This window comes from Fuscovulum ytuae (assembly GCF_029953595.1).
GTDB lineage: Bacteria > Pseudomonadota > Alphaproteobacteria > Rhodobacterales > Rhodobacteraceae > Paragemmobacter > Paragemmobacter ytuae.
Window position 1 is genome coordinate 2,166,380 of sequence record NZ_CP124535.1, and the last position, 20,320, is coordinate 2,186,699.

General features: G+C 65.6%; 18 protein-coding genes. 12 read left to right on the forward strand and 6 right to left on the reverse strand.

Annotated elements, in window-relative coordinates; all coding sequences use genetic code 11:
- Nucleotides 1-21 precede the first annotated feature (21 nt).
- Nucleotides 22-1,077, forward strand: a complete 1,056-nt coding sequence (locus QF092_RS10510; protein ID WP_281463853.1) for an NAD(P)/FAD-dependent oxidoreductase — start codon at nt 22-24, stop codon at nt 1,075-1,077.
- Here the strand turns inward: QF092_RS10510 and QF092_RS10515 are convergent.
- The gene (locus tag QF092_RS10515) at nt 1,059-1,409 is read right to left on the reverse strand and encodes a hypothetical protein (RefSeq protein ID WP_281463854.1); all 351 of its coding nucleotides are present in this window, start codon (nt 1,407-1,409) and stop codon (nt 1,059-1,061) included. The genes QF092_RS10510 and QF092_RS10515 overlap by 19 nt on opposite strands.
- Before the next feature lie 200 nt (nt 1,410-1,609).
- Here QF092_RS10515 and QF092_RS10520 point away from each other — a divergent pair, with 200 nt between their 5' ends.
- The 3 genes from QF092_RS10520 (at nt 1,610) to QF092_RS10530 (ending at nt 4,688) form a co-directional block, all read left to right on the forward strand.
- On the forward strand, nt 1,610-2,560 hold the full coding sequence (locus QF092_RS10520; protein WP_281463855.1) for a threonine-phosphate decarboxylase: 951 nt from the start codon (nt 1,610-1,612) through the stop codon (nt 2,558-2,560).
- Nucleotides 2,557-3,465 carry an adenosylcobinamide-phosphate synthase CbiB gene (gene cbiB, locus QF092_RS10525; protein ID WP_281463856.1) on the forward strand — a complete coding sequence of 303 codons (909 nt, stop codon included), beginning with the start codon at nt 2,557-2,559 and terminating at the stop codon, nt 3,463-3,465. The genes QF092_RS10520 and cbiB overlap by 4 nt, the downstream gene beginning before the upstream one ends.
- Before the next feature lie 62 nt (nt 3,466-3,527).
- A complete protein-coding gene (locus tag QF092_RS10530; protein ID WP_281463857.1) occupies nt 3,528-4,688 on the forward strand; it encodes a lytic murein transglycosylase in 1,161 nt (386 codons plus the stop codon).
- Here QF092_RS10530 and QF092_RS10535 read toward each other — a convergent pair.
- The 3 genes from QF092_RS10535 to QF092_RS10545 are packed head-to-tail and all read right to left on the reverse strand — an operon-like array spanning nt 4,685 to nt 6,181.
- Nucleotides 4,685-5,341 carry a dimethylsulfonioproprionate lyase family protein gene (locus tag QF092_RS10535; protein WP_281463858.1) on the reverse strand — a complete coding sequence of 219 codons (657 nt, stop codon included), beginning with the start codon at nt 5,339-5,341 and terminating at the stop codon, nt 4,685-4,687. The genes QF092_RS10530 and QF092_RS10535 overlap by 4 nt on opposite strands.
- On the reverse strand, nt 5,338-5,799 hold the full coding sequence (locus tag QF092_RS10540; protein WP_281463859.1) for a GNAT family N-acetyltransferase: 462 nt from the start codon (nt 5,797-5,799) through the stop codon (nt 5,338-5,340). Before QF092_RS10540 ends, QF092_RS10535 begins: the two co-directional genes overlap by 4 nt.
- Nucleotides 5,777-6,181, reverse strand: a complete 405-nt coding sequence (locus QF092_RS10545; protein WP_281463860.1) for a GFA family protein — start codon at nt 6,179-6,181, stop codon at nt 5,777-5,779. The genes QF092_RS10540 and QF092_RS10545 overlap by 23 nt, the downstream gene beginning before the upstream one ends.
- Before the next feature lie 171 nt (nt 6,182-6,352).
- Here QF092_RS10545 and smc point away from each other — a divergent pair, with 171 nt between their 5' ends.
- The 3 genes from smc to QF092_RS10560 all read left to right on the forward strand — a co-directional run bounded on the left by smc (nt 6,353) and on the right by QF092_RS10560 (nt 11,271).
- Nucleotides 6,353-9,808 (forward strand): chromosome segregation protein SMC, encoded by a 3,456-nt coding sequence (gene smc, locus QF092_RS10550; RefSeq protein ID WP_281463861.1) that lies wholly within the window; start codon nt 6,353-6,355, stop codon nt 9,806-9,808.
- The gene (locus tag QF092_RS10555; protein WP_281463862.1) at nt 9,805-10,164 is read left to right on the forward strand and encodes a hypothetical protein; all 360 of its coding nucleotides are present in this window, start codon (nt 9,805-9,807) and stop codon (nt 10,162-10,164) included. The genes smc and QF092_RS10555 overlap by 4 nt, the downstream gene beginning before the upstream one ends.
- Nucleotides 10,165-10,725: 561 nt before the next feature.
- Nucleotides 10,726-11,271, forward strand: a complete 546-nt coding sequence (locus QF092_RS10560) for an NADPH-dependent FMN reductase (protein ID WP_281463863.1) — start codon at nt 10,726-10,728, stop codon at nt 11,269-11,271.
- An 8-nt stretch (nt 11,272-11,279) separates the two neighbouring features.
- Here QF092_RS10560 and QF092_RS10565 read toward each other — a convergent pair whose 3' ends face one another.
- The gene (locus tag QF092_RS10565) at nt 11,280-13,817 is read right to left on the reverse strand and encodes an ATP-binding protein (RefSeq protein ID WP_281463864.1); all 2,538 of its coding nucleotides are present in this window, start codon (nt 13,815-13,817) and stop codon (nt 11,280-11,282) included.
- Nucleotides 13,818-14,148: 331 nt separating this feature from the next.
- Between QF092_RS10565 and QF092_RS10570 the strand changes: the two genes are divergently transcribed.
- The 4 genes from QF092_RS10570 to QF092_RS10585 all read left to right on the forward strand — a co-directional run bounded on the left by QF092_RS10570 (nt 14,149) and on the right by QF092_RS10585 (nt 18,970).
- On the forward strand, nt 14,149-15,759 hold the full coding sequence (locus QF092_RS10570) for an OpgD/OpgG family glucan biosynthesis protein (protein ID WP_281463865.1): 1,611 nt from the start codon (nt 14,149-14,151) through the stop codon (nt 15,757-15,759).
- Nucleotides 15,756-15,938, forward strand: coding sequence for a hypothetical protein (locus QF092_RS10575; protein ID WP_281463866.1), 183 nt, complete (start codon nt 15,756-15,758; stop codon nt 15,936-15,938). The genes QF092_RS10570 and QF092_RS10575 overlap by 4 nt, the downstream gene beginning before the upstream one ends.
- A gap of 3 nt (nt 15,939-15,941) precedes the next feature.
- Complete coding sequence (gene mdoH, locus QF092_RS10580; RefSeq protein WP_281463867.1) at nt 15,942-17,702, forward strand: glucans biosynthesis glucosyltransferase MdoH; 1,761 nt, start codon at nt 15,942-15,944, stop codon at nt 17,700-17,702.
- A gap of 122 nt (nt 17,703-17,824) precedes the next feature.
- On the forward strand, nt 17,825-18,970 hold the full coding sequence (locus QF092_RS10585; RefSeq protein ID WP_281463868.1) for an OpgC family protein: 1,146 nt from the start codon (nt 17,825-17,827) through the stop codon (nt 18,968-18,970).
- On the opposite strand, the gene QF092_RS10590 is transcribed toward QF092_RS10585, so the two are convergent.
- Nucleotides 18,963-19,784, reverse strand: coding sequence for an aldo/keto reductase (locus QF092_RS10590; RefSeq protein WP_281463869.1), 822 nt, complete (start codon nt 19,782-19,784; stop codon nt 18,963-18,965). The genes QF092_RS10585 and QF092_RS10590 overlap by 8 nt on opposite strands.
- Before the next feature lie 132 nt (nt 19,785-19,916).
- Here QF092_RS10590 and QF092_RS10595 point away from each other — a divergent pair, with 132 nt between their 5' ends.
- A complete protein-coding gene (locus QF092_RS10595; protein ID WP_281463871.1) occupies nt 19,917-20,318 on the forward strand; it encodes a response regulator in 402 nt (133 codons plus the stop codon).
- The last annotated feature ends 2 nt before the right edge of the window (nt 20,319-20,320 follow it).

A 20,320-nucleotide genomic window follows, 5' to 3' on the forward strand; every position in this document is an offset into this window, starting at 1 on the left:
CCATGGGCAAGGGCAAGGGGAATGGCAAGGGTCGATCTGACGGTCATGGGGGGCGGCATCTTCGGCCTCTCCTGCGCGTGGGAGGCCGCCCGCCGCGGCGCCCGCGTCCGCCTGATCGAACGTGACAGGATCGGCGCAGGGTCGTCCGGTGGCCTTGTCGGCGCGCTCGCCCCGCATGTGCCGGAAAACTGGAACGATAAGAAGCAGTTTCAGCTGGAAAGCCTGCTCATGGCCCCTGATTGGTGGGCCGAGGTCGCGGCCACAGGCGGCACCGATCCCGGCTATCTTCAGTCGGGCCGCCTGCAACCCATCCCCGATGACCGCGCCCTGCAAAACGCCCGCGCCCGGATCGCGGAATCCGAAACCCTCTGGCAAGGCCGCGCCGAATGGCGCGTGATCCCCGCCACAGGCGCGGATTGGGAACCGCACAGCCCCACCGGATACCTCATCCACGACACGCTCACCGCCCGCCTGCACCCCCGCCGTGCCGCCGCCGCCCTGACCGCTGCCCTGCGCGCCAAGGGGGCCGAGATCACCTTCGGCGCAGAAGACCCCCAAGGCCCCACCCTCTGGGCCACGGGCTATCCCGGCCTCCTTGCCCTCAATGACGCGCTCGGCCAAAACATCGGCGCGGGTGTCAAAGGTCAGGCCCTTCTGCTGCAACACGACGCACGTGACCTGCCGCAGCTTTTCGCGGATCAGCTTCACATCGTGCCCCATGCCGACGGCACCACTGCCATCGGCTCCACCTCCGAAAACGATTGGCAAGACCCCACCGCACCCGATGCCCAGCTTGACGACATCCTCGCCCGCGCCCGCGCCGCGCTTCCCATCCTGACCAAGGCAAAGATCCTGGACCGCTGGGCCGGCATCCGCCCCCGCGCCCGATCCCGCGCGCCGATGCTGGGGGCATGGCCCGGCAGACCGGGCCACTACATCGCCAATGGCGGCTTCAAGATCGGCTTCGGCATGGCCCCCAAGGTCGCCACCACCATGGCCGACCTCATCCTGAATGGGCAGGATACCATCCCCCCCGGCTTCCGCGTCGAGGCCAGCCTTCAGGCGCGCGGCAGATAACCCACCGGCGCATTCTCATCCCGCCAGTAATCCAGCGCGGGCCGATCCAGCACCGCGGTTGACCGTTTGAAATCGCAGACCAATTCCCCGTTCTCTTCGACCGAGGCAACGATCAGGCATTGGAAGATATGGTTGGCCCCGTCATAGACATCCACCAACCCGCGCAGGTTGGGCGTCAGCGTGGCATCCAGGGCGAAACCCTCATCCCAGAACCGCAGGATTGGAAAAACCGCGCCCCCCACCTGCACGCGCAGGCGCGATTTGCGCCGCAAGTCGCGCTTGCGCGCGGCCTCAAGGCCCTCACGGATCTCTTTCGAAAGGAATTCAAGCATTCTTGCCTCCTCCGTCCGGTCAAAGTCTGCGTCGCAACCCGGCCAAATCAAGGAAACGGAAAGACATGACCGTGATGTTAAGAAACCGTGGCGCAAAAGCCGCAGCCACGGCTTTCCTGCAGGAAACGGGCCACTAGGCCCGTTCTGCCTGCGCGAAACCCAGGGTGGACTTGCGCCGCGCAATCGGCTCTCTCCGCCGCATGATCCGCGTTGAACCCCGAATCGCAGACCCCGACCATGGCGGCGGCATAGATGCCGCCACTGCCCGCTGGGGTGGCACGCGCGCCGATTGGCTTGACCTGTCCACCGGCATCAACCCGCGTCCCTACCCGATCCCGGCCCTTCCCGACGATGCATGGACCGCGCTCCCCGACCGCAAAGCCTTCGCCGCGCTGGAGAAGGCCGCCCGCCGCTTCTGGGCCATCCCCGACGCTGCCGCCCTCATCGCCGCCCCCGGCGCCTCGGCGCTCATCGCCCGCATCCCGGCCGTGCTGGCCCCGGCAAACGTGGCCATCCCCGCCCCCACCTATAACGAACACGCCCGCGCCTTCCGCGCCTGTGGCTGGACCGTCACCGATGACGCCACCGAAGCGCGCGTCATCGTCCACCCCAACAACCCCGATGGCCGCCTTCACCCCGCCCCTGACACCCCTTTCGCGGTCATCGACGAAAGCTTCTGCGACGTCACCCCCGACGCCAGCCACATCGCGCAGGCCGCCCGCCCCGGCACCCTGATCCTGAAAAGCTTTGGCAAATTCTGGGGCCTCGCGGGGGCCCGCTTGGGCTTTGCCATCGGCGACCCCGCGCTGATTGACAGGCTGAAACCGATGATCGGCCCTTGGGCCGTCCCCGGCCCCACGCTCGCCATCGCCACCGCCGCGCTGAACGATCCCGCATGGGCCGATGCCACCCGCACCCGCCTTGCCACCGATGCCCGGCGGCTTGACGACCTCATGGCCGCCGCTGGAACCACCCCCCTTGGCGGCACCACCCTCTTCCGCCTTTACGACACCGAAGATGCCGCCGCCTGGCAAGACCGCCTCGCGCGTCACCGCATCCTGTCCCGCATCTTCCCCTATTCCACCCGCTGGCTGCGCCTCGGCCTGCCCGATGGCGCGGGCTGGGACCGCCTCGCACAGGCCTTGGCATGAGCGCGACGCTTCTGATCCCCGCCCTCCTTTTGGATGCGGCCTTCGGCGAACCCAAATGGCTCTGGGATCGCTATCCCCACCCCGCCGTCCTGATGGGCCGCACCATCGGTTGGATGGACAAACGTTTCAACAAAGGCGCTCAGAAACGCCTGAAGGGCACCGCCACCATGGCCGCCTTGGGCCTCGCCGCCCTCGCCCTTGGCCAGTTGATCCATGTGATCCCCGATTTCGGCATCGTCGAAGTCGTCGTGGCCGCCATCCTGCTTGCCCAGAAATCGCTGGTGCAACACGTGCAGGCCGTGGCCGATGCGCTGCGGCTTTCCACCGAAGGGGGCCGCCGCGCGGTGTCCATGATCGTGGGTCGCGACACGGCCACCCTCGACGATCCCGCCATTTCCCGCGCTGCTATCGAAAGCGCCGCCGAAAACCTGTCCGACGGCGTCATCGCCCCCGCTTTCTGGTTCCTGATCGCGGGCCTGCCGGGCCTCATGCTCTACAAGGTCACCAACACCGCCGACAGCATGATCGGCCACCGCACGCCCCGGCACGAAGAATTCGGCTGGGCCGCCGCCCGCTTTGACGACCTGCTGAACCTCATCCCCGCGCGCCTCACCGCCCTCCTCCTCGCGCTCACCCATGGCTGGACGGACCCGCGCCCCATCCTGCGCGACGCGCCCCTGCACCGCTCGCCCAATGCAGGCTGGCCCGAGGCGGCGATGGCCGTGATCCTGAACACCGCCCTTTCCGGCCCTCGCGCCTATCATGGCGAGCTGCGCGAATACCCATGGGTCTGGCCCGAAGGCCGCCGCGACCCCGGCCCCGATCAGATTGATGCCGCCGTGTCGGCCCTCTGGCGGGCATGGGGCGGCATGCTCGCCCTCACCGCCCTTATCGCGGTCTTCTGATCGCCGCGCGGTTGCACAGGCAGGCCCACCCCCCTACCCTGCGCGGGTCAACGGAGAAAACCATGCGTCTCGCCCCCGTCCTCGCCCTGATCGCAAGCCCCGCCTTGGCCGATGTGCCCTGCGGCGGCGATTTCCCCGCTTGGGTGCAGGCAATGAAGGCCGAGTCCGCCGCCCAAGGCATCCCTCCCGAAACCGCTGACGCCTTCTTCGCAGGCCTCACCCCCGATCCCCGTGTGCTCAAGGCCGACCGCTCTCAAGGCGTCTTTCGCAAAAGCTTTCTCGACTTCTCCCAAAGCCTGATCTCAAAAGACCGCCTTACCCGTGGCCGCGCCCTGTCCGATCAATGGGACAGCGTCTTTCAAAGGGCCGAGTCCGAATACGGCATCCCGCGCGGCATCCTCCTCGCCTTCTGGGCCTTCGAAACGGATTACGGCGTGGTGCAGGGCGATTTCGAAACCCGCCGCGCGCTTGCCACCCTCGCCCATGATTGCCGCCGCCCCGACCTCTTCCAACCACAGGTCTTCGCCGCGCTCGAAATGCACCGCTTGGGCGAGTTTGACCTGAACACCATGGGCGCTTGGGCGGGCGAGATTGGGATGGTCCAGATGCTCCCCGGCGATATCCTCGCCCGTGGGGTTGATGGGGATGGCGACGGCCTCGTCACGCTCAAGACCTCTGTCCCTGACGCGCTTTTGTCGGGCGCGAAGATGCTGCACTATCACGGCTGGCAACCGGGCCAGCCTTGGCTGCAAGAGGTGATCCTCCCCGATACCTTCGATTGGGAATTGACGGGCCTCGAAACCGAACTTCCCGCCGAACAATGGGCCGCCATGGGCGTGCAACTGCGTGCGGGTGTGGTGCCGAACGGCCTGCCTGCCTCCATCCTTCTGCCCCAAGGCCGCAACGGGCCCGCTTTCCTTGCCTATCCGAACTTCCGCACGCTTTTCGAATGGAACAAAAGCTTCGTCTACGTCACCACGGCGGCCTATTTCGCCACCCGCCTGATGGGGGCCGACCCCTACCGCGCCGGCAACCCCGATCCCGCCCTTTCGGCTGAGGAAATGAAGGTACTGCAAGGCAAACTCGCCGCGCTTGGCCATGACGTGGGCGCTATCGACGGCATCCTTGGCGCCGCCACCCGCATCGCCGTGCAAAAAGAACAGGCCCGCCTCGGCCTACCCGCCGATGCATGGCCCACGCGCGACCTGCTCGACCGGCTTTAATTCGGCAAATACCACAGCGCGAGAAAGGGCTTATCCCCCGACCGCATCGCATGCAGAATGCCGGGCGGGTTATAGATCAAACGCCCCATCCCCGGATCGGTCCAATCCATCTCGGCATTCCACCACTCGCCGGGTGTCAGCGACAGATACACTTCCGCGGGCGGGTGGTGATGATCCACATAGGTCACCCCCGGCGCCATCAGCGTGGCCCCGATCCACAGATCGTCCCGCTCCTCATAGCCCCCCGGCCCAAGGATCAGCGCATTGGCATGCCCATCAAAAAAGCTGCGATTGGCCGGATCGGCCGCATCGCGGCGCTCCCATTCCAGCCGATCTGCCAAAGGCTCAAACGCATCGGCCACGGCACAGCGCGGCCCTTCCGCCGCGCTGTCCAGCGCCGCCTCCAGCCAGCCGCAGACGGGCAACGTCGCAGGCGGCACTTCCTGCGCCCGTCCCACCGACGCATGACAGCGCCGGAACACCTCGCGCGCCACTGCCTCGGCGGGCGATCCCGGCACGGCGGACGCCATCACCGCCGCCTCCGACGCCTCGATGAACCGCTGCACCATCCGATCCCGCATCGCCAACCTCCGCTCTTCCCCCTCACCCTGCCCCGGCCCCCAAGCCCTGCGCAATCCCGTTTCCGACATCATCCCACCGCGCGCCGAAAGGTCAGCGATGTGGGTCGGTCAAAACCGGGATGCGCGCTCGCCCCCGTCTGCACGAATCCCAGATGGCGAAAAACCGCATGGTTCCTCACCAGCTCCACCCGCGTCTGCAATTCCAGCGCCCGCAGACCCAAGGCCCGCGCCCGCTCTTCGGCAAGGTCCAACAGCGCCCGCCCATGCCCCCGCCCCTGCGCCCCGGGCTCGACAGCCAGCTTTCCCACATACAGCGCATCCTCCCGCACCGTCAGGAAAACACAGGCCAACGCAGGCCGCCCGATCACCCAGACCTCACCCCGCAGCGCCTGCTCGGCCACCCCCTCCACCGTCAATCGATGCAGCGACGATGGCGGGTCGATCACCCCCTCCATCCCGGCAAAGGCCCTGCGGATCAACGCCAGCAGCGCCCCCCAATCATAAGGATCAGTCGCCCGATGTGGTGTCATGGCGCGGCAACCCGTCATGGATATCCGCCCATCCCTGCGCCTCGGCAAAATGCACATGCGCGGTCGGGCAATAGGTTTCAGGATGGTCCAGCGTGCCCGCATAAAGATGCGTCTCGTCGGGAAAGCGGGTCGATCGATAGGCCAAGGGGGTGCCGCAGGTCGGGCAGAACAGCCGCTCCACATCCGGCGATGACGCGTGAATGGACGGCACACCCCGCACCCAGCGCCACCGTCCATCCGCCACCCCGAAAAACGATGCAAAAGCCGCCCCCGTCGCACGGCGGCAACTGTCGCAATGGCAATGCATCTGCCACAGCGGCGGGTCATCGGCACGATAGGCGACGGCGCCGCACAAACAGCGGCCAGTGATCGGCGGTTGCATGGCAAGATGCTAGCCTACCGCCGCATTCCGGTAAAGCCGCGCCCCCACATTCCCGCAATATCTTGGGGATAACGCCCCAACCCCGGCGATATGCGGTGTGCTTGTGGTTGACGCCCCCCCGCATCCCTCCGACGATACGGGTTTGACGGAATCAACCGGGGATCATTGCCCTTGCGCTTCACCAAGCTGCGGCTGAACGGGTTCAAAAGCTTTGTCGACCCCACGGATCTCGTGATCCATGAGGGGTTGACGGGCGTGGTCGGCCCCAATGGCTGCGGCAAATCCAACCTGCTCGAGGCGCTTCGTTGGGTCATGGGCGAAAACCGCCCCACCGCCATGCGCGGCGGCGGGATGGAGGACGTGATCTTCGCCGGGGCCGCCACCCGCCCCGCCCGCCACTTCGCCGAAGTGGCCCTCGTGATCGACAATCAGGAACGTCTCGCCCCCTCCGGCTTCAACGATGCCGACCAGATCGAGATTGTCCGCCGCATCACCCGCGATGCAGGCTCGGCCTACAAGGCCAATACCAAGGACGTCCGCGCCCGCGATGTGCAGATGCTCTTTGCCGATGCCTCCACCGGATCGCACAGCCCCGCCCTCGTTCGGCAGGGGCAGATTTCCGAACTCATCAACGCCAAGCCCAAGTCGCGGCGTCGCGTGCTGGAAGAGGCGGCGGGCATTTCCGGCCTCTACGCCCGGCGGCATGAGGCCGAGCTGAAACTGCAAGGCGCCGAACAGAACCTCACCCGCGTCGATGACGTGCTGGAACAACTGGCGCAGCAGCTTTCCACCCTGAACCGTCAGGCCAAACAGGCCGCCCGTTACCGCGAAATCGGCGAAGACCTCCGCCGCGCCGAAGGCATGCTCCTCTACCGCCGCTGGCGCGAGGCCGACATGGCCCGCGCCGAAGCCGAAGGCATCCTGCGCGAACGACTCGTCGCCGCATCGCAAGCCGAAGCCGCCGCCCGCGCGGCGTCGAAAGCCCGCGAAGGGCGCGAAGACGTCCTCCCCTCCCGGCGCGAGGAAGAGGCCATCGCCGCCGCCATCCTGCAACGGCTTGTCGTCCAACGTGACGGCCTTGCCGAACAAGAGGCGCGCGCCCGCGCCATGATCGAAACCCTCCGGGGCCGGATTGATCAACTCGTCCGCGACATGGACCGCGAGGCAGGCCTGAACCGCGACGCAGGCGAAACCATCGCGCGTCTGGATTGGGAAATCGAACAACTCGCCCGCGCCCATGATGGCCATGACGACCGTCTGGCCGAAGCGGCCGAGGCCGCCCGTGAAGCCAACGCCATCCTTGGCGACCGCGAAGCGCTGCTCGCTCAGGCCACCGAAGACAGCGCCCGCCTTGCGGCCCGCCACCAATCCGCCCAGCGCATGCTGACCGACACGCGCGGCACGCTGGAAAAGGCCGAAGCACAGGCCGAAGCCGCCCGCGAAGCCGTCGAAGGCGCGGTCGAGGCGCTGGCCCTTGCCTCCGATGCCTTCGAAGCCGCGGAAGAGGCGCAGGAACTCGCCGTCGCACAGGCCGAAGAATCCGAGGCGCTTCTTGAACGCGCCGAAACCGCCCGCGCCGAAACCCAAGGCCGCGAGGCCGAGGCCCGCGCCGCCCGTTCCGCAGCGGAAGGTGAGGCGAACGCGCTGCGCGCCGAAGTCGCGGCCCTTGCGCGTCTGGTAGAACGTGAAGCCTCCGCCGGAACCCAGCTTCTCGATCGGCTGCAGGTCGAACCCGGCTACGAAAAGGCCCTCGGTGCCGCCCTTGCCGATGACCTCCGCGCGCCCGAAGTGGGCAGCGATGGCCGCTCCGGCTGGGCGATGCTGGCTGATTACGCCACCCCGCAAGACCTTCCCGCAGGCGTCACTCGCCTCTCGGCCCATGTGCAGGCCCCCGGCGTCCTCACCCGCCGCCTTGGCCAGATCGGCCTGGTCGACCGCACACAGGGCGCGGCCCTGCAACCCGCCCTCTTGCCGGGGCAGCGTCTGGTGTCCAAGGATGGCGATCTCTGGCGCTGGGACGGGTTCCGCGCCGGGGCCGAAGATGCCCCCTCCGCCGCCGCCCTCCGCCTCCAGCAACTCAACCGTCTGGTGCAGCTCAAGCGTGACCTCGAAGAGGTCGCCGCCCGCGCCGACGGCGCACGTCAGGCGCATGAGGCCCTGCAATCCCGCCTCGCCGATCTTGCCCGCGCCGATCAGATGGCCCGCGACGCCCGCCGCGCCGCCGATCAGCGCGTCACCGAGGCCAACCGCGCCGCTGCCCGCGCCGAGGCCGACCGTTCCATCGCCGCAGGCAAGCTCGAAGCCGCCCGCCTCGCCGTCTCTCGGCACGAGGATGATGCAATGGCCGCTCGCGCCCGCCTGCGCGAGGCCGAAACGGCTGTGGGTGATCTCGGCGATCTCGAAGCCGCCCGCAACGCGGTCGAGGCCGCAAAGGTCGCCGTCGAAGCCGCGCGCCTTGCCATGCTCACCCGCCGCTCCGCCCATGATGAACTCCGCCGCGAAGGCGAGGCACGGGTGAAACGGCGCCAAGAGGCGGTCAAGGAACTGTCGGGCTGGAAACACCGCCTCGACACCGCCGAAAAGCGCATCGCCGAACTGGCCGAACGCAAGGCCGAAACCGAAGAAGAACTGACCGAGGCCAGCGCCGCCCCCGAAGAAATCGCGATCAAGCGCGAAGAGCTTTCCGAAGCCATCGCCACGGCCGAAGACCGCCGCCGCATCGCCGCCGATGCCTTGGCCGAGGCCGAATCCGCCCTGCGCGATGCCCAGATGGCCGAACGCGATGCCGAACGCGCCGCGGGCGAGGCGCGCGAGGCACGGGCAAGGGCCGAAGCCCGGATGGATGCCGCCCGCGAAACCGTGGCCTATGCCGCCGAACGCATCCTTGAGGAAACCGAAAGCACCCCCGAACAGCTTCTCACCACGCTCAAGGCTGATCCCGACCGGATGCCCGATGCCGAAACGCTGGACACCGAGGTGAACCGCCTGAAACGCCAGCGCGAGGCGCTGGGGGCCGTCAACCTGCGCGCCGAAGAAGACGCCAAGGCAGTCGCCACGGAATATGACACGCTGGTCACCGAAAAGCTTGATCTCGAAGAGGCGATCAAGAAACTCCGCGCCGGGATCGCAGGCCTGAACCGCGAAGGGCGCGAACGCTTGCTGACCGCCTTCGAACAGGTCAACGCCAATTTCTCCACCCTCTTCACCCACCTCTTCGGCGGCGGCGAGGCGCGGCTTGTTCTGGTCGAATCCGACGATCCGCTGGAAGCAGGCCTTGAAATCATGTGCCAACCGCCGGGCAAGAAACTCGCCACGCTCTCGCTTCTGTCGGGCGGCGAACAGACCCTGACCGCGCTTGCCCTGATCTTTGGCGTCTTCCTCGCCAACCCCGCCCCGATCTGCGTGCTGGATGAGGTGGACGCGCCGCTGGATGACGCGAACGTCACCCGCTTCTGCGATCTCTTGGATGAAATGACGCGCCGCACCGACACGCGCTTCCTCATCATCACCCACCACGCCGTGACCATGGCGCGGATGGACCGTCTCTTCGGCGTGACGATGCAGGAACAGGGCGTCAGCCAGCTTGTCAGCGTCGACCTCAAAAAGGCCGAGGCGCTGGTCGCGTGACGCAGGACCGCATAGAGGCGGCGCTGATCGCCGCAGGTTTCGCCGGGGTGGAACGCGACGGCGCGGTGATCTTCGCCCGCGACGGCGCCGAGGCCCCCGAATTCACCATCACCCCCGGCTACCGCCTTGCCCTGCGCTTTCCCGTCCGGGCCGAAGATGCGGCGCGCGAGGCATGGATGCGTGCCCATCCCGCAGGCCGTCTCGACATCGTCGAAGGTGAAACCCGCCTTTCGATGGCCCTGCCCGAGGATGGTGATCTTGCCTCCGGTCTGGCCCTCTGGCGCGACCTGATGCGCGCGGCCTCACAAGCGGCGGTGGGCTGGCGGCGACGCGAAAGACCCTTGCACGGGATGTAACCGCGGCACGGCGGGCGGGGTTTCGCATCCAGAACGCCGCGCGCAGCACATCCGTCGCCCCCGACAGACGCCACCCCGCCTCTTCCACCCTATCCCCTTCCGCCCTTGGGCTGCAAAGGGCCATCCCACGGGATGAAGCGCGGTCGCTCCCAGCCCCATCCTCCGCCGTCAGATGGGCTACCCAACCCATGCATCCCGCCCTCAACTCCCGCCAAGTCGGCCCCCCGCGCCTCCCCCGCCCCAGCCCGTTAACCTTAACACCGGGTGACGAAACCGGCCGCTCCGTGCCCACAACTTGCTGCACAGATTGCGGCACAAGAGCCGGCACTCCCGGCACCCATCGACTGCCCCCCGCAACTGACAGCTTAACGCCCCATTTCTCTCCCGCTCCGGCCCGTTAACCTTAACGCCCCCCGACCAAACCGCCCGCCGCGTGCCCACAGTTTGCTGCACAAATCGCGGCACAAAACAGGGCACAGCCATTGCCCACCCTTCCGCCCTTGCAGCGGCGGGTTAACCGCATACCTTTGCCCGGTCGGTTCTGTCACGAAGGCCCCAGACATGCTCACGCTTCTCGGTATCCCCGGCGCCCTGCGCGCTGCCTCGACCAACCGCCTGCTCTTGGCCGAAGCCCGCCGCGCCTTCGGTGAGGCGCACCAGACCGAGGCCGATCTTCGCCTGCCCCTTTTCGACGAAGATCTTGAAATCGCAGAAGGTTTTCCCGAACCCGTGCTCCGGCTTCATGCCCAGATCAAGGCCGCCGATGCCATCGTCATTTCAACGCCGGAATATAACAAGGCACTGCCCGGCGTGTTGAAGAACGCGCTCGATTGGGTCTCCCGCGTGCCCGGTGCGGCGTGGCGCGACAAACCGGTGGCGATCCTCTCTGCCGCAGATGGCCGCGCCGGGGGAGAAAGGTCGCAATTCTCCCTCCGCCTCTGCCTAACCCCCTTCCGCCCCCGCCTACTGCCGGGGCCAGAGGTTCTCGTCGCCCAATCCCGCAGCGCTTTCGATGCCGAAGGCCGCCTGATCGACGAACGCTATCGCAAATCCCTCAACGAACTCATGGGTTTACTGCGGGCCGAGGCGGAACGCCCCCGCCCCTGATCCGCCGCTTAACCGGCGCGGGCGCGGGCGCGGGCTTCCAGCCGATCCAGCACTTCCAGCAGCTGCTTGGTCGACACAGGTTTGGTCAGAACAAGGTCCGTCCCGGCCTCTTCGAACCGTGTCCTCTCATCCCCGATCGCTGCGGCGGTCATCCCGATGATCAGGCAATCCGCCCCCCGCTCCCGCAGGGTCGAGGTCAGGTCATCCCCGCCCATTTCCGGCATGAAGAGGTCGGTCAAAACCACATCGGGTTGGATCACCGTATAGGCCGCCAAGGCATCCGCCCCGTTCTTCACCCAGACCACTTCCTCAAACAGCCGATTCAACCGCGCCACAAGCAATTCGCCGATCAGCTCGCTGTCCTCGGCCATCAGGATACGCCCCCGCTGACCGGGCTTTTTCTCCGCCGCGGCCGGCGCAGCCGGTGCCTCTGCCTCGGCAGGAACGGTCATCGGCACCCGCAATTCAAAGATGGAACCCCCTGACGGATCAGGCACATAGGCCACCGTCCCCCCCAAAAGCTCGATCGAGGATTTGGTGACATACAGCCCAAGACCAGACCCATCCGTCCGCGCCGTCCGCAAGCCATCACCCCGACGGAACGGTTCAAAGAGGGTCGCCCGCGCGGCCTCGGGCACCCCAAGGCCATCATCCATCACGCGCCAGAATCCGACCGGGCCTTCCTCCTCGACATAAGAGATGATGATCCGCCCGCATTCGGAATGCAGGATCGCGTTCTTCACAAGATTTGAAATGGCCTGCACCAGACGCACCCGATCTGTCATCCGCGGCATCCACGCCAAGGGCGACAGGTCCAACCCGATCTCCACCCCCTTCGTATCCGCCATCAGCAGGAAGGTGTTGCGCACCGTTTCGGCAATCTCGCTTGGCCGGACCGTTTCGATCCGCACCGGCAGGTTTTCCTCGGGCCGCACCGTCTGCCGCATATCGGCCAGCACGGACAAAAGCTGCTCGCTCACTGCCCGCATCCGCGGCCCCATCTCATCCCAGCTTGCGCCTGCATCCAACTCTTCCACCAGCATCGAAATAACCGAGGCAGGCGTCCGCAACTCATGGGAAACGATGGAAAAAATCTCGGTCTGGCGATTCTGGTGATCCGACAGCTCGGCCAGCGCATCGCCCAAGGCCACCTCTCGCCGATGGTCCGATGTCAGGTCGATCAGCACACCATAAGCATAGGCCACCGCGCCGGCCCGTTCTTCAAACCAGCCATGCACGCTGATGAAACGTGCCGCCGCTTCACCGGCCCAGACCGGGCCGGGAGATAGCTGGAAAGACAGCGTCCGCTGACCCAGCGTCAGGTCGGAAATCGCCGCAACGATCGCTGCCCCATCCTCGGGATGAACCCGGCGTATAAACTGGGCCAGATCGAATTTCAGCCCTGTGCCAAGGATACCTGCCGCGACCTCATCCACCCGGACTTGATTGTTGCGCAGGTCCAGAACGAAATACCCCACCGTCGCCAATTCCTGCACCCGTTGCAGACGGCCGATGGTCTCGCCGCTTTGCCGCCGTTCCAGAATTGTCCGGTACCGCAGCAGCAAAAGCAGACAGACCAGCATCATCAGGATGACCGATGCCAGTTCCAGCCGCAGCACATCCACCGATGTGATGGGAATTTGCACCAGAAACTCGCCCGTGATGACGACATAGACCACCACGCCCATCACATTGGCCACGACCGCCGCATAGGCCGGTGCCATCAGGGCCACGGCCAGCGCCAGCATCACCACATCCAGCGTCGGGTGAACCGCAAATCCTTCGATCCGCAACAGGCCCAGCGCCACAAAGGCGGGCTGTATCGCCAAGGCCACCGTCAGATTCTTCCGATCCGGGCGGTCCAGCAGCAACAGCATCAAGGCCATCGCACAAAGCCCGATCCGCACGGCGCGAAACAGGCCCGCCTCCGTCAGGTCGCTGCCCGCCCCCAAAGGCGTCGTCCAACCCGGATCATAAAGGCTGGCCACGACCAAGGGCAGCATCGCCCCGGCCAGAACGATATAGGCCAGCACCGTGCCGACCAGCAGCAGCATATCCTCGCGCCCCGCACGGCCCGGCAGGCCGCGCGCCTGCACCGTCGTCATCAACCAGCGCCCGAACAGCCCCGCCGCCAGCGCAGGCAGCGCATTCAACACCAGCCCGAAGGTCACCGCCCATCCTGTAGAAACACCGGGCGGCAGATAGGCAGGGTCCATCCCGATCCGCATCGAAACCGCAAGAAGGAAGGCCACCGCATAGGTTGCCACCGCGATCCACAGATAGCGCAGCGGAAACAGCGCTGCCCCGATCAGCAGGGCAAAGATCGCCTCGGTCGGCAAAAGATCGACGATGGCCCCGTTGGTCAAAGCCCGCGACTGCGCCAAAGTCAGAACCAGCGACAGCCCGATCAAAACCGCAGCAAAGATCGCGCCCTCGCGCCACGGGTCCGCTGCAAGCCGCTGGGGAAAGCGCGCAAGCTGGGGTTCCGCAAGGGCGGAAAAAAGCCCTTGCGGGCCGGAACGTCCGGTCTCCGCCTCATCAAGCATGGCTCACCTCGGGCCTCCATGGTCGCCACGGCACAACAAGAGTTCCTAACCCGGCACGGGCAAACGGCAAATGTGGACAAACGGATGGGCTGCATCCGTTTTCCACCCACCGATCTCTGCGCCACGGGCCCAGATCGGCTTCTTTTTGCAGATGCAGCATGAGCGCTGCGCAATAAATGGGCGACTCCACGCCCAGACCACGGCAATTTCGCGCCGCGCAGATCACGCCCCGTTGAACCCACCTTGCAGTCGGCAAGTCCACAGCCATATATCGCGGCCTTGAGTCGCGCAGGCACCACGCGCGGGAAAAACCGTTGAGTTATAGACCTCTATGCCAATGACTGCCCCTTTGACCGCCCCGCTTTCCCGCCGGGCCCTGCTCTCCGTTGCGGCGGCGACACTGCCTGTGACGCTGGTGGCCATGCCCCTGCGCAGCTTTGCCCAAGAAACCGCCACTGCAACCCCCACGGCTGCGGCAGCGCAGCAATTCTCTTTCGACCTGCTGACCGAAGAGATGCGCGTCCTTGCCACCCAACCGCATGTCACAGCAGCCGCGCCCGAAGGGTTTCTGGGCGATCTCGACTATGACGATTACCGCCTTATCCGTTTTGCCGACAGCCGCGCCCGCTGGCAGGACGAAAAGACCCGCTTCCGGCTTGGGGCCTTCCATATGGGCTGGCTCTTTCCCGAACCCGTCCGCCTTTTCGAAGTCGAAGGCGGCATGGCGTCCGAGATGCTCTTTTCCACCGACGACTTCGAATATTTGAACGAACTTGCCGAACGTGTCCCCGCGCATGCCGAATTGCCGGGTGTCGCGGGCTTCCGCCTGAACCACCCGCTCAACCGCCCCGACAAGTGGGACGAACTGGTGGCCTTCGTGGGTGCCTCCTATTTCCGGGCACTGGGGCGCAATTCGGCCTATGGCATCTCGGCCCGCGGCCTTGCACTGAACACCGCCACTGCGGTGGGAGAGGAATTCCCCCGCTTCTCGCGCTTTTACACCGAACGCGACACGGGCGGTGGCGACCGCATGACCGTCTATGCCGCGCTGGAAGGGCCAAGCGTGACGGGGGCCTACCGCTTTGTCATCACACCGGGCACCGAAACGGTGATGGATGTCACGTGCCGCCTTTTCTTCCGTCAGGACGTGGCTGAACTGGGCATCGCGCCGCTCACTTCCATGTTCCTTTTTTCGGAAAAGAACCGCGCGGAATTCGACGATTACCGCCCCAACGTCCATGACAGCGACGGGCTGCGCATCCTGCGCGCCGATGGCGATGTGATCTGGCGTCCTTTGAACAACCCGCCGCAATTGACGGGCAGCTATTTCGCCGAAACCGCGCCCCGCCGTTTCGGCCTGCATCAGCGCGACCGTGATTTCGACAGCTATCAGGACACCGGCGCGCGCTATGAACGCCGCCCCTCGCTGGATGTCGAGCCGCTGGGCGACTGGGGCAAGGGCCATGTCCGTCTGGTTGAAATCCCCTCGGATCTTGAGGCGAACGACAATATCGTCGCCTATTGGGTGCCCGAAGCGCCCGCCAAGGCAGGCGATGCACGGGAATTCGCCTATCGGCTGCACTGGGGCGACCTGCCGCATGATCAAGGCGATCCCTTGGCCTATGTCTTTGAAACGCGCTCAGGCCATGGCGGCTTTGCCGGGGTCGAAGCGCAGCAAGGCACGCGCAAATTCGTCGTCGACTACAAGGGTGGCCTGATCGGCGGGATGGAACCCGATACTGAACTACAACCTGTCGTAACGATTGCAAATGGTACGATTACGGGAACCGTGGTCGAAAAGATCGCCGAGAGCGATATATGGCGTCTGGTCATCGACATTTCCGCCGCCGATGGCGCGGTTGTTGAACTGGCCGCCCATCTGGCGGGTTTCGACCGCAAATTGACGGAAAACTGGCTCTATCAGTGGATCAACGCAACATGATGGATCTTGCCAAGCCGGACCAATTCGATCTCGACCGTCTCGCCGAAGACCTCGGCGCGCTGCCCTCTGCGCCGCTTGCCATGCCGGTGCAGCAACTGGAACCCGCTCCGGGTCGTGCGGGCCTGATCGGCACGCTGTTGCGCGCCCGTCCGTGGCGCATGGGCAAGGCCGGGTCCTAGGGCATGGGGGCCGCCGCTGCCCCATCGCGCCGGGTATATGTCACGCGCACCCTGACCCTGACGGCCGCGCTCCTTGCCGCCGGGCTTGGTTTCATCGTCTTTCTGCAATTCGGTGCCTCAGACGGGTTCGACGCCCTTGATCCGCTGCGTGCCGCGCTCATCTTCGCCTCGACCTTCTGGCTGGCATGGGGGGCCTTCACGGCGCTTGCAGGCCTGACGACCCGCCCACCCGCCGTCCCACGCGATCCAGGGCCGATCCGGCCCATGACCGCGGTCCTCGTGCCCGTCTATAACGAAGACCCCGTCGCCACCTTCGCCCGCATTGCCGCGATGGAGGCATCGCTGCGCGCCACAGGCTTTGCCGACCGTTTCCACTTCGCCATCCTCTCCGACACCCGCAACGAAGAGGTGGCCGCCCGCGAACGCCTTTGGTTCCTGCGCCTGCTGGCCGACACCCATGGCGAAGGGCGCATCTTCTATCGCCGCCGCACCTCGAACAAAGGCCGCAAGGCCGGGAATATCGAAGATTTCATCAAACGCTCCGGCGCCGCCTACCGCTATGCCATCATCCTTGATGCCGACAGTCTGATGGAAGGCGCGACCATGGTGGAAATGGTCCGCCGGATGGAGGCGGCACCCGACCTCGGCCTTCTGCAAACATTGCCCAAGGTCATCAACGCCCGTTCCCGCTTTGGCCGCATCATGCAATTCGCGGGCGGCTTTTATTCCCCCGTCTTCGCGCGTGGCCTTGCCATGATGCAGGGCCGCACCGGCCCCTTCTGGGGCCATAACGCCATCGTCCGGATGAACGCCTTCGCCGCCAGCTGCGGCCTGCCCGAACTGGCGGGCAAGCCGCCCTTCGGTGGCCATATCCTTAGCCATGACTATGTCGAAGCGGCCCTTCTGGCTCGTGCGGGCTGGGCCGTGCGCGTGGATGACGACCTGCAAGGCAGCTATGAAGAGGCTCCTGAAAACATCATCGATCATGCAAAGCGCGACCGCCGCTGGTGCCAAGGCAATCTGCAACATTCTCGCCTGATCTTCGCCCCCGGCCTCAAACCCTGGAGCAGGTTTGTCTTCCTCCAAGGCATCCTTGCCTATATCGCGCCCGTCTTCTGGCTGGCCTTCCTTGCCGCCTCCATCGCCGCCCCCCTCTTTGCCCCACCCATCGATTACTTCCCGATCGATTACTGGCCCTTCCCCTCCATGCCGGTCAGTCAGGTGTCCAAGGCGCTGGGTCTGGCCATCGGCATCGGCGGCCTCTTGTTCCTGCCTAAACTGCTGATCCTGCTCGACGCCGCGCTCCGTGGCCGTGCGCAGGGCTTCGGCGGCCGCCTCTGCGCGCTGCAATCGACGCTGACGGAACTTCTGTTCTCCTCCCTCACCGCGCCGATCTTCCTCATGTTCCAGACCCGCTCCGTGCTTCAGGTGCTGCGTGGGGCCGATGGCGGCTGGCCTGCCCAATCGCGCGGCGATGGCACGCTGTCCTTCCGCGACGCATGGGCCGCCTCGCATTGGATCGTCACCACCGGGGGCGTCGTGCTGGTGACGGCGCAATGGTTGTCGCCCGAACTTGTCCTATGGCTGATGCCCGTGGCCCTGCCCATGGTGCTGGCGCCCCTGCTCATCTCGTGGTCCTCACGACCCAGCCGCACCGCCCTTTTCACCACGGAAACCGAAATTGCCCCCGCCCCCGTGATGCGCCTGCATGATGCCACCTTGTCCCGCTGGACAGCCGATGCCGGAACCCGTGACGCGGCTTGAGCGCCGATCCCCGTTATCCCCGCGCGCAGCATTCTGCCACAAGCCCAAACCGCCCCTTGTGGACGCAGGGCGAAGCGGGCAATAGCCCGTCCGACCTGCCCTTTCGGGCCCCTTGGTGACCCATGTCCTCGCCCGCTCTTGCCCCGCCCTCGACCCGCGATCCGCGCCTTGACGTGTTCCGTGGACTCTGCCTCGTGATGATCTTCATCAACCACGTCCCCGGCAACGCCTATGAGGATTGGACAAGCCGCAATTTCGGCTTTTCCGACGCCGCCGAAGGCTTCGTGATGATGTCGGGCATCGCAGCAGGCCTTGCCTATTCCGCCGACTTCCGTGAGGCGTCGATGCGCCTCTGGACAGGCCTTGGCCGCGTCTGGCACCGGGTCTGGACGCTTTACCTCGTTCACATCCTCACCACGCTGGCCGCGCTCGCAGCGGCCGCTTCTGTGGCGCTCTGGCTGGGCAATGCCGAAAGCCTGTTCGAAAACCAGATGAAATGGCTCTGGCTTGATCCGCTGCGCACGGTGATCGGTCTGGTCCTTCTGTCCCATCAGTTCGGCTATGTGAACATCCTGCCGCTCTATCTGGCCCTGCTCGCGGTGGCCCCCCTCATGCTTTTCGCGGCATGGCGCTGGCCGCGCCGCCTGCTTGCGGCTTCGGTCCTGCTCTGGCTTGTCGCAGGCATCTGGCGTCTCGGTCCCCCCAATTGGCCAAGTTCGGGCGTCTGGTTCTTCAACCCTCTGGCATGGCAGGTGGTCTTCGTCACCGGCCTTGTCACGGGCGTGATGCTCAAGGATGGCCGCCGCCTCGTTCCCGTTCGCCGCTGGCTACAGGTGGTGACGGGGCTCTTCCTGCTTTACGCCGCGCTCTCTGCCCAAATCCCCGCCGTGTCAAAGATGACGGGCTACACCCTCTGGCTTGCAAAAGAGACATTCCACCTGCCGTGGAACCTAACCGCCTTCGACAAGACCTATGTCGCTGCGCCGCGCCTTCTGCACATCCTTGCGCTGGCCTATTTCCTGTCCTCCTTCCCCATCATCCGCCGCGCCTGCGCGCATTGGATCGCTGCACCCTTCGAACTCTTGGGCCGTCAGGCGCTGCCCGTCTTCGCGCTGGGATCGGTGCTCTGTATCGGGCTTCAGGGGATAAAGCATGTGACGGGCGAAAACCTGCTGGCCGACAGCCTGCTGATCTGGGGCGGCCTTGCCCTGCAATTCGCGCTGGCCGCCGCCCGTCAATACTGGCCCAAACCCGCCAAGATCAGGTGAAAGTGGCGGGGTCAGGCCCCGTTCTTTCGCCTGCATCCAGCGTGGCAATCGCCGCCATCTCGGCCTCGGTCAGGGCAAAGTCGAAGATGTCGATATTCTCGGCCAGCCCCGCCGCCCGTGTCGACCTTGGGATAACCGAACAACCCAATTGCACATGCCAGCGCAAGATCACCTGCGCCGGGCTTTTCCCCGACCGCGCCGCCGCCGCCCGGATCGGGGCCGCGTCAAAGGATTTCCCCTGCCCCAAGGGCGTCCAGCTTTGCGTCACGATCCCGTGCCGGGCATGGAAATCCCGCAACTCCACCTGTTGCAGGCGCGGATGCAATTCGATCTGGTTCAACACGGGTACCACCCCCGTCTCGCCAATGATCCGCTCCAGATCGACCACCCGGAAATTCGACACCCCGATCGAGGCGACCCTGCCCTCGTCCCGCAGCGCGACAAGCGTTTTCCACGTGTCCAGAAACCGCCCCCGTTCCGGGCAGGGCCAATGGATCAGCATCAGGTCCACCTGAGGCACACCGATCCGGGCAAGGCTTTCCTCGACCGCGCGCCGCGTGTCATCCGTGCCTTGGCGGTCGTTCCAGACCTTGGTCGTGACAAAAACCTGATCGCGCGGCACGCCCATGCTGCGCAGCCCTTCGCCAAGCCCTGCCTCATTGCCATAGATCGCCGCCCCGTCGATCAGCCGATAGCCTGCCGCTACCCCGTCGCGCACCACACGCGCCGTCTCGTGCGCAGGCACCTGCCACAGACCAAAGCCCAACTGCGGCATCGCCCGACCATCATTCAGCGGCAGCCATTCTTTCGTCATAAAACCCCCTCCTTCGGCGTATTTTTCCCGGCCAATCAATATCAGAAAATGGCCAAAAGCCACCTTGCCCTAATTTTGCCACAACCTCTGCCGTTGCCACATTCATGACACAATCAGCCAAGGGGGACAGACATGACCACCGCAACGATGAAGACGGGCCTTCGGGTTCTATTGGCCGACGACAATCCGATCAATCTGCAAATCCTCACCAGCTTTCTGCGCCGACTGGGCCATAATGTGACCACCGCCGAAACCGGGCGCGAAGCGGTAGAAAAATGGCAGCCCAATCAGTTTGATCTGCTCTGTTTCGACATCGCCATGCCCGAACTTGATGGCATCGCCGCGCTGAAACAGATCGAGGTCCGGGCAAAGGCGGCCCGCGCCCCGGCCCCGCCCGCGCTGACAATCACCGCAAATGCCCAACCGCATCAGCTGGAAAGCTATCTCGCCGCCGGGTTCAAGGCGAACCTGCCCAAACCCGTGCGACGGCTGGACCTTGACCAGATCATCGGATCGCTGCACGCCAAAGCCTGACC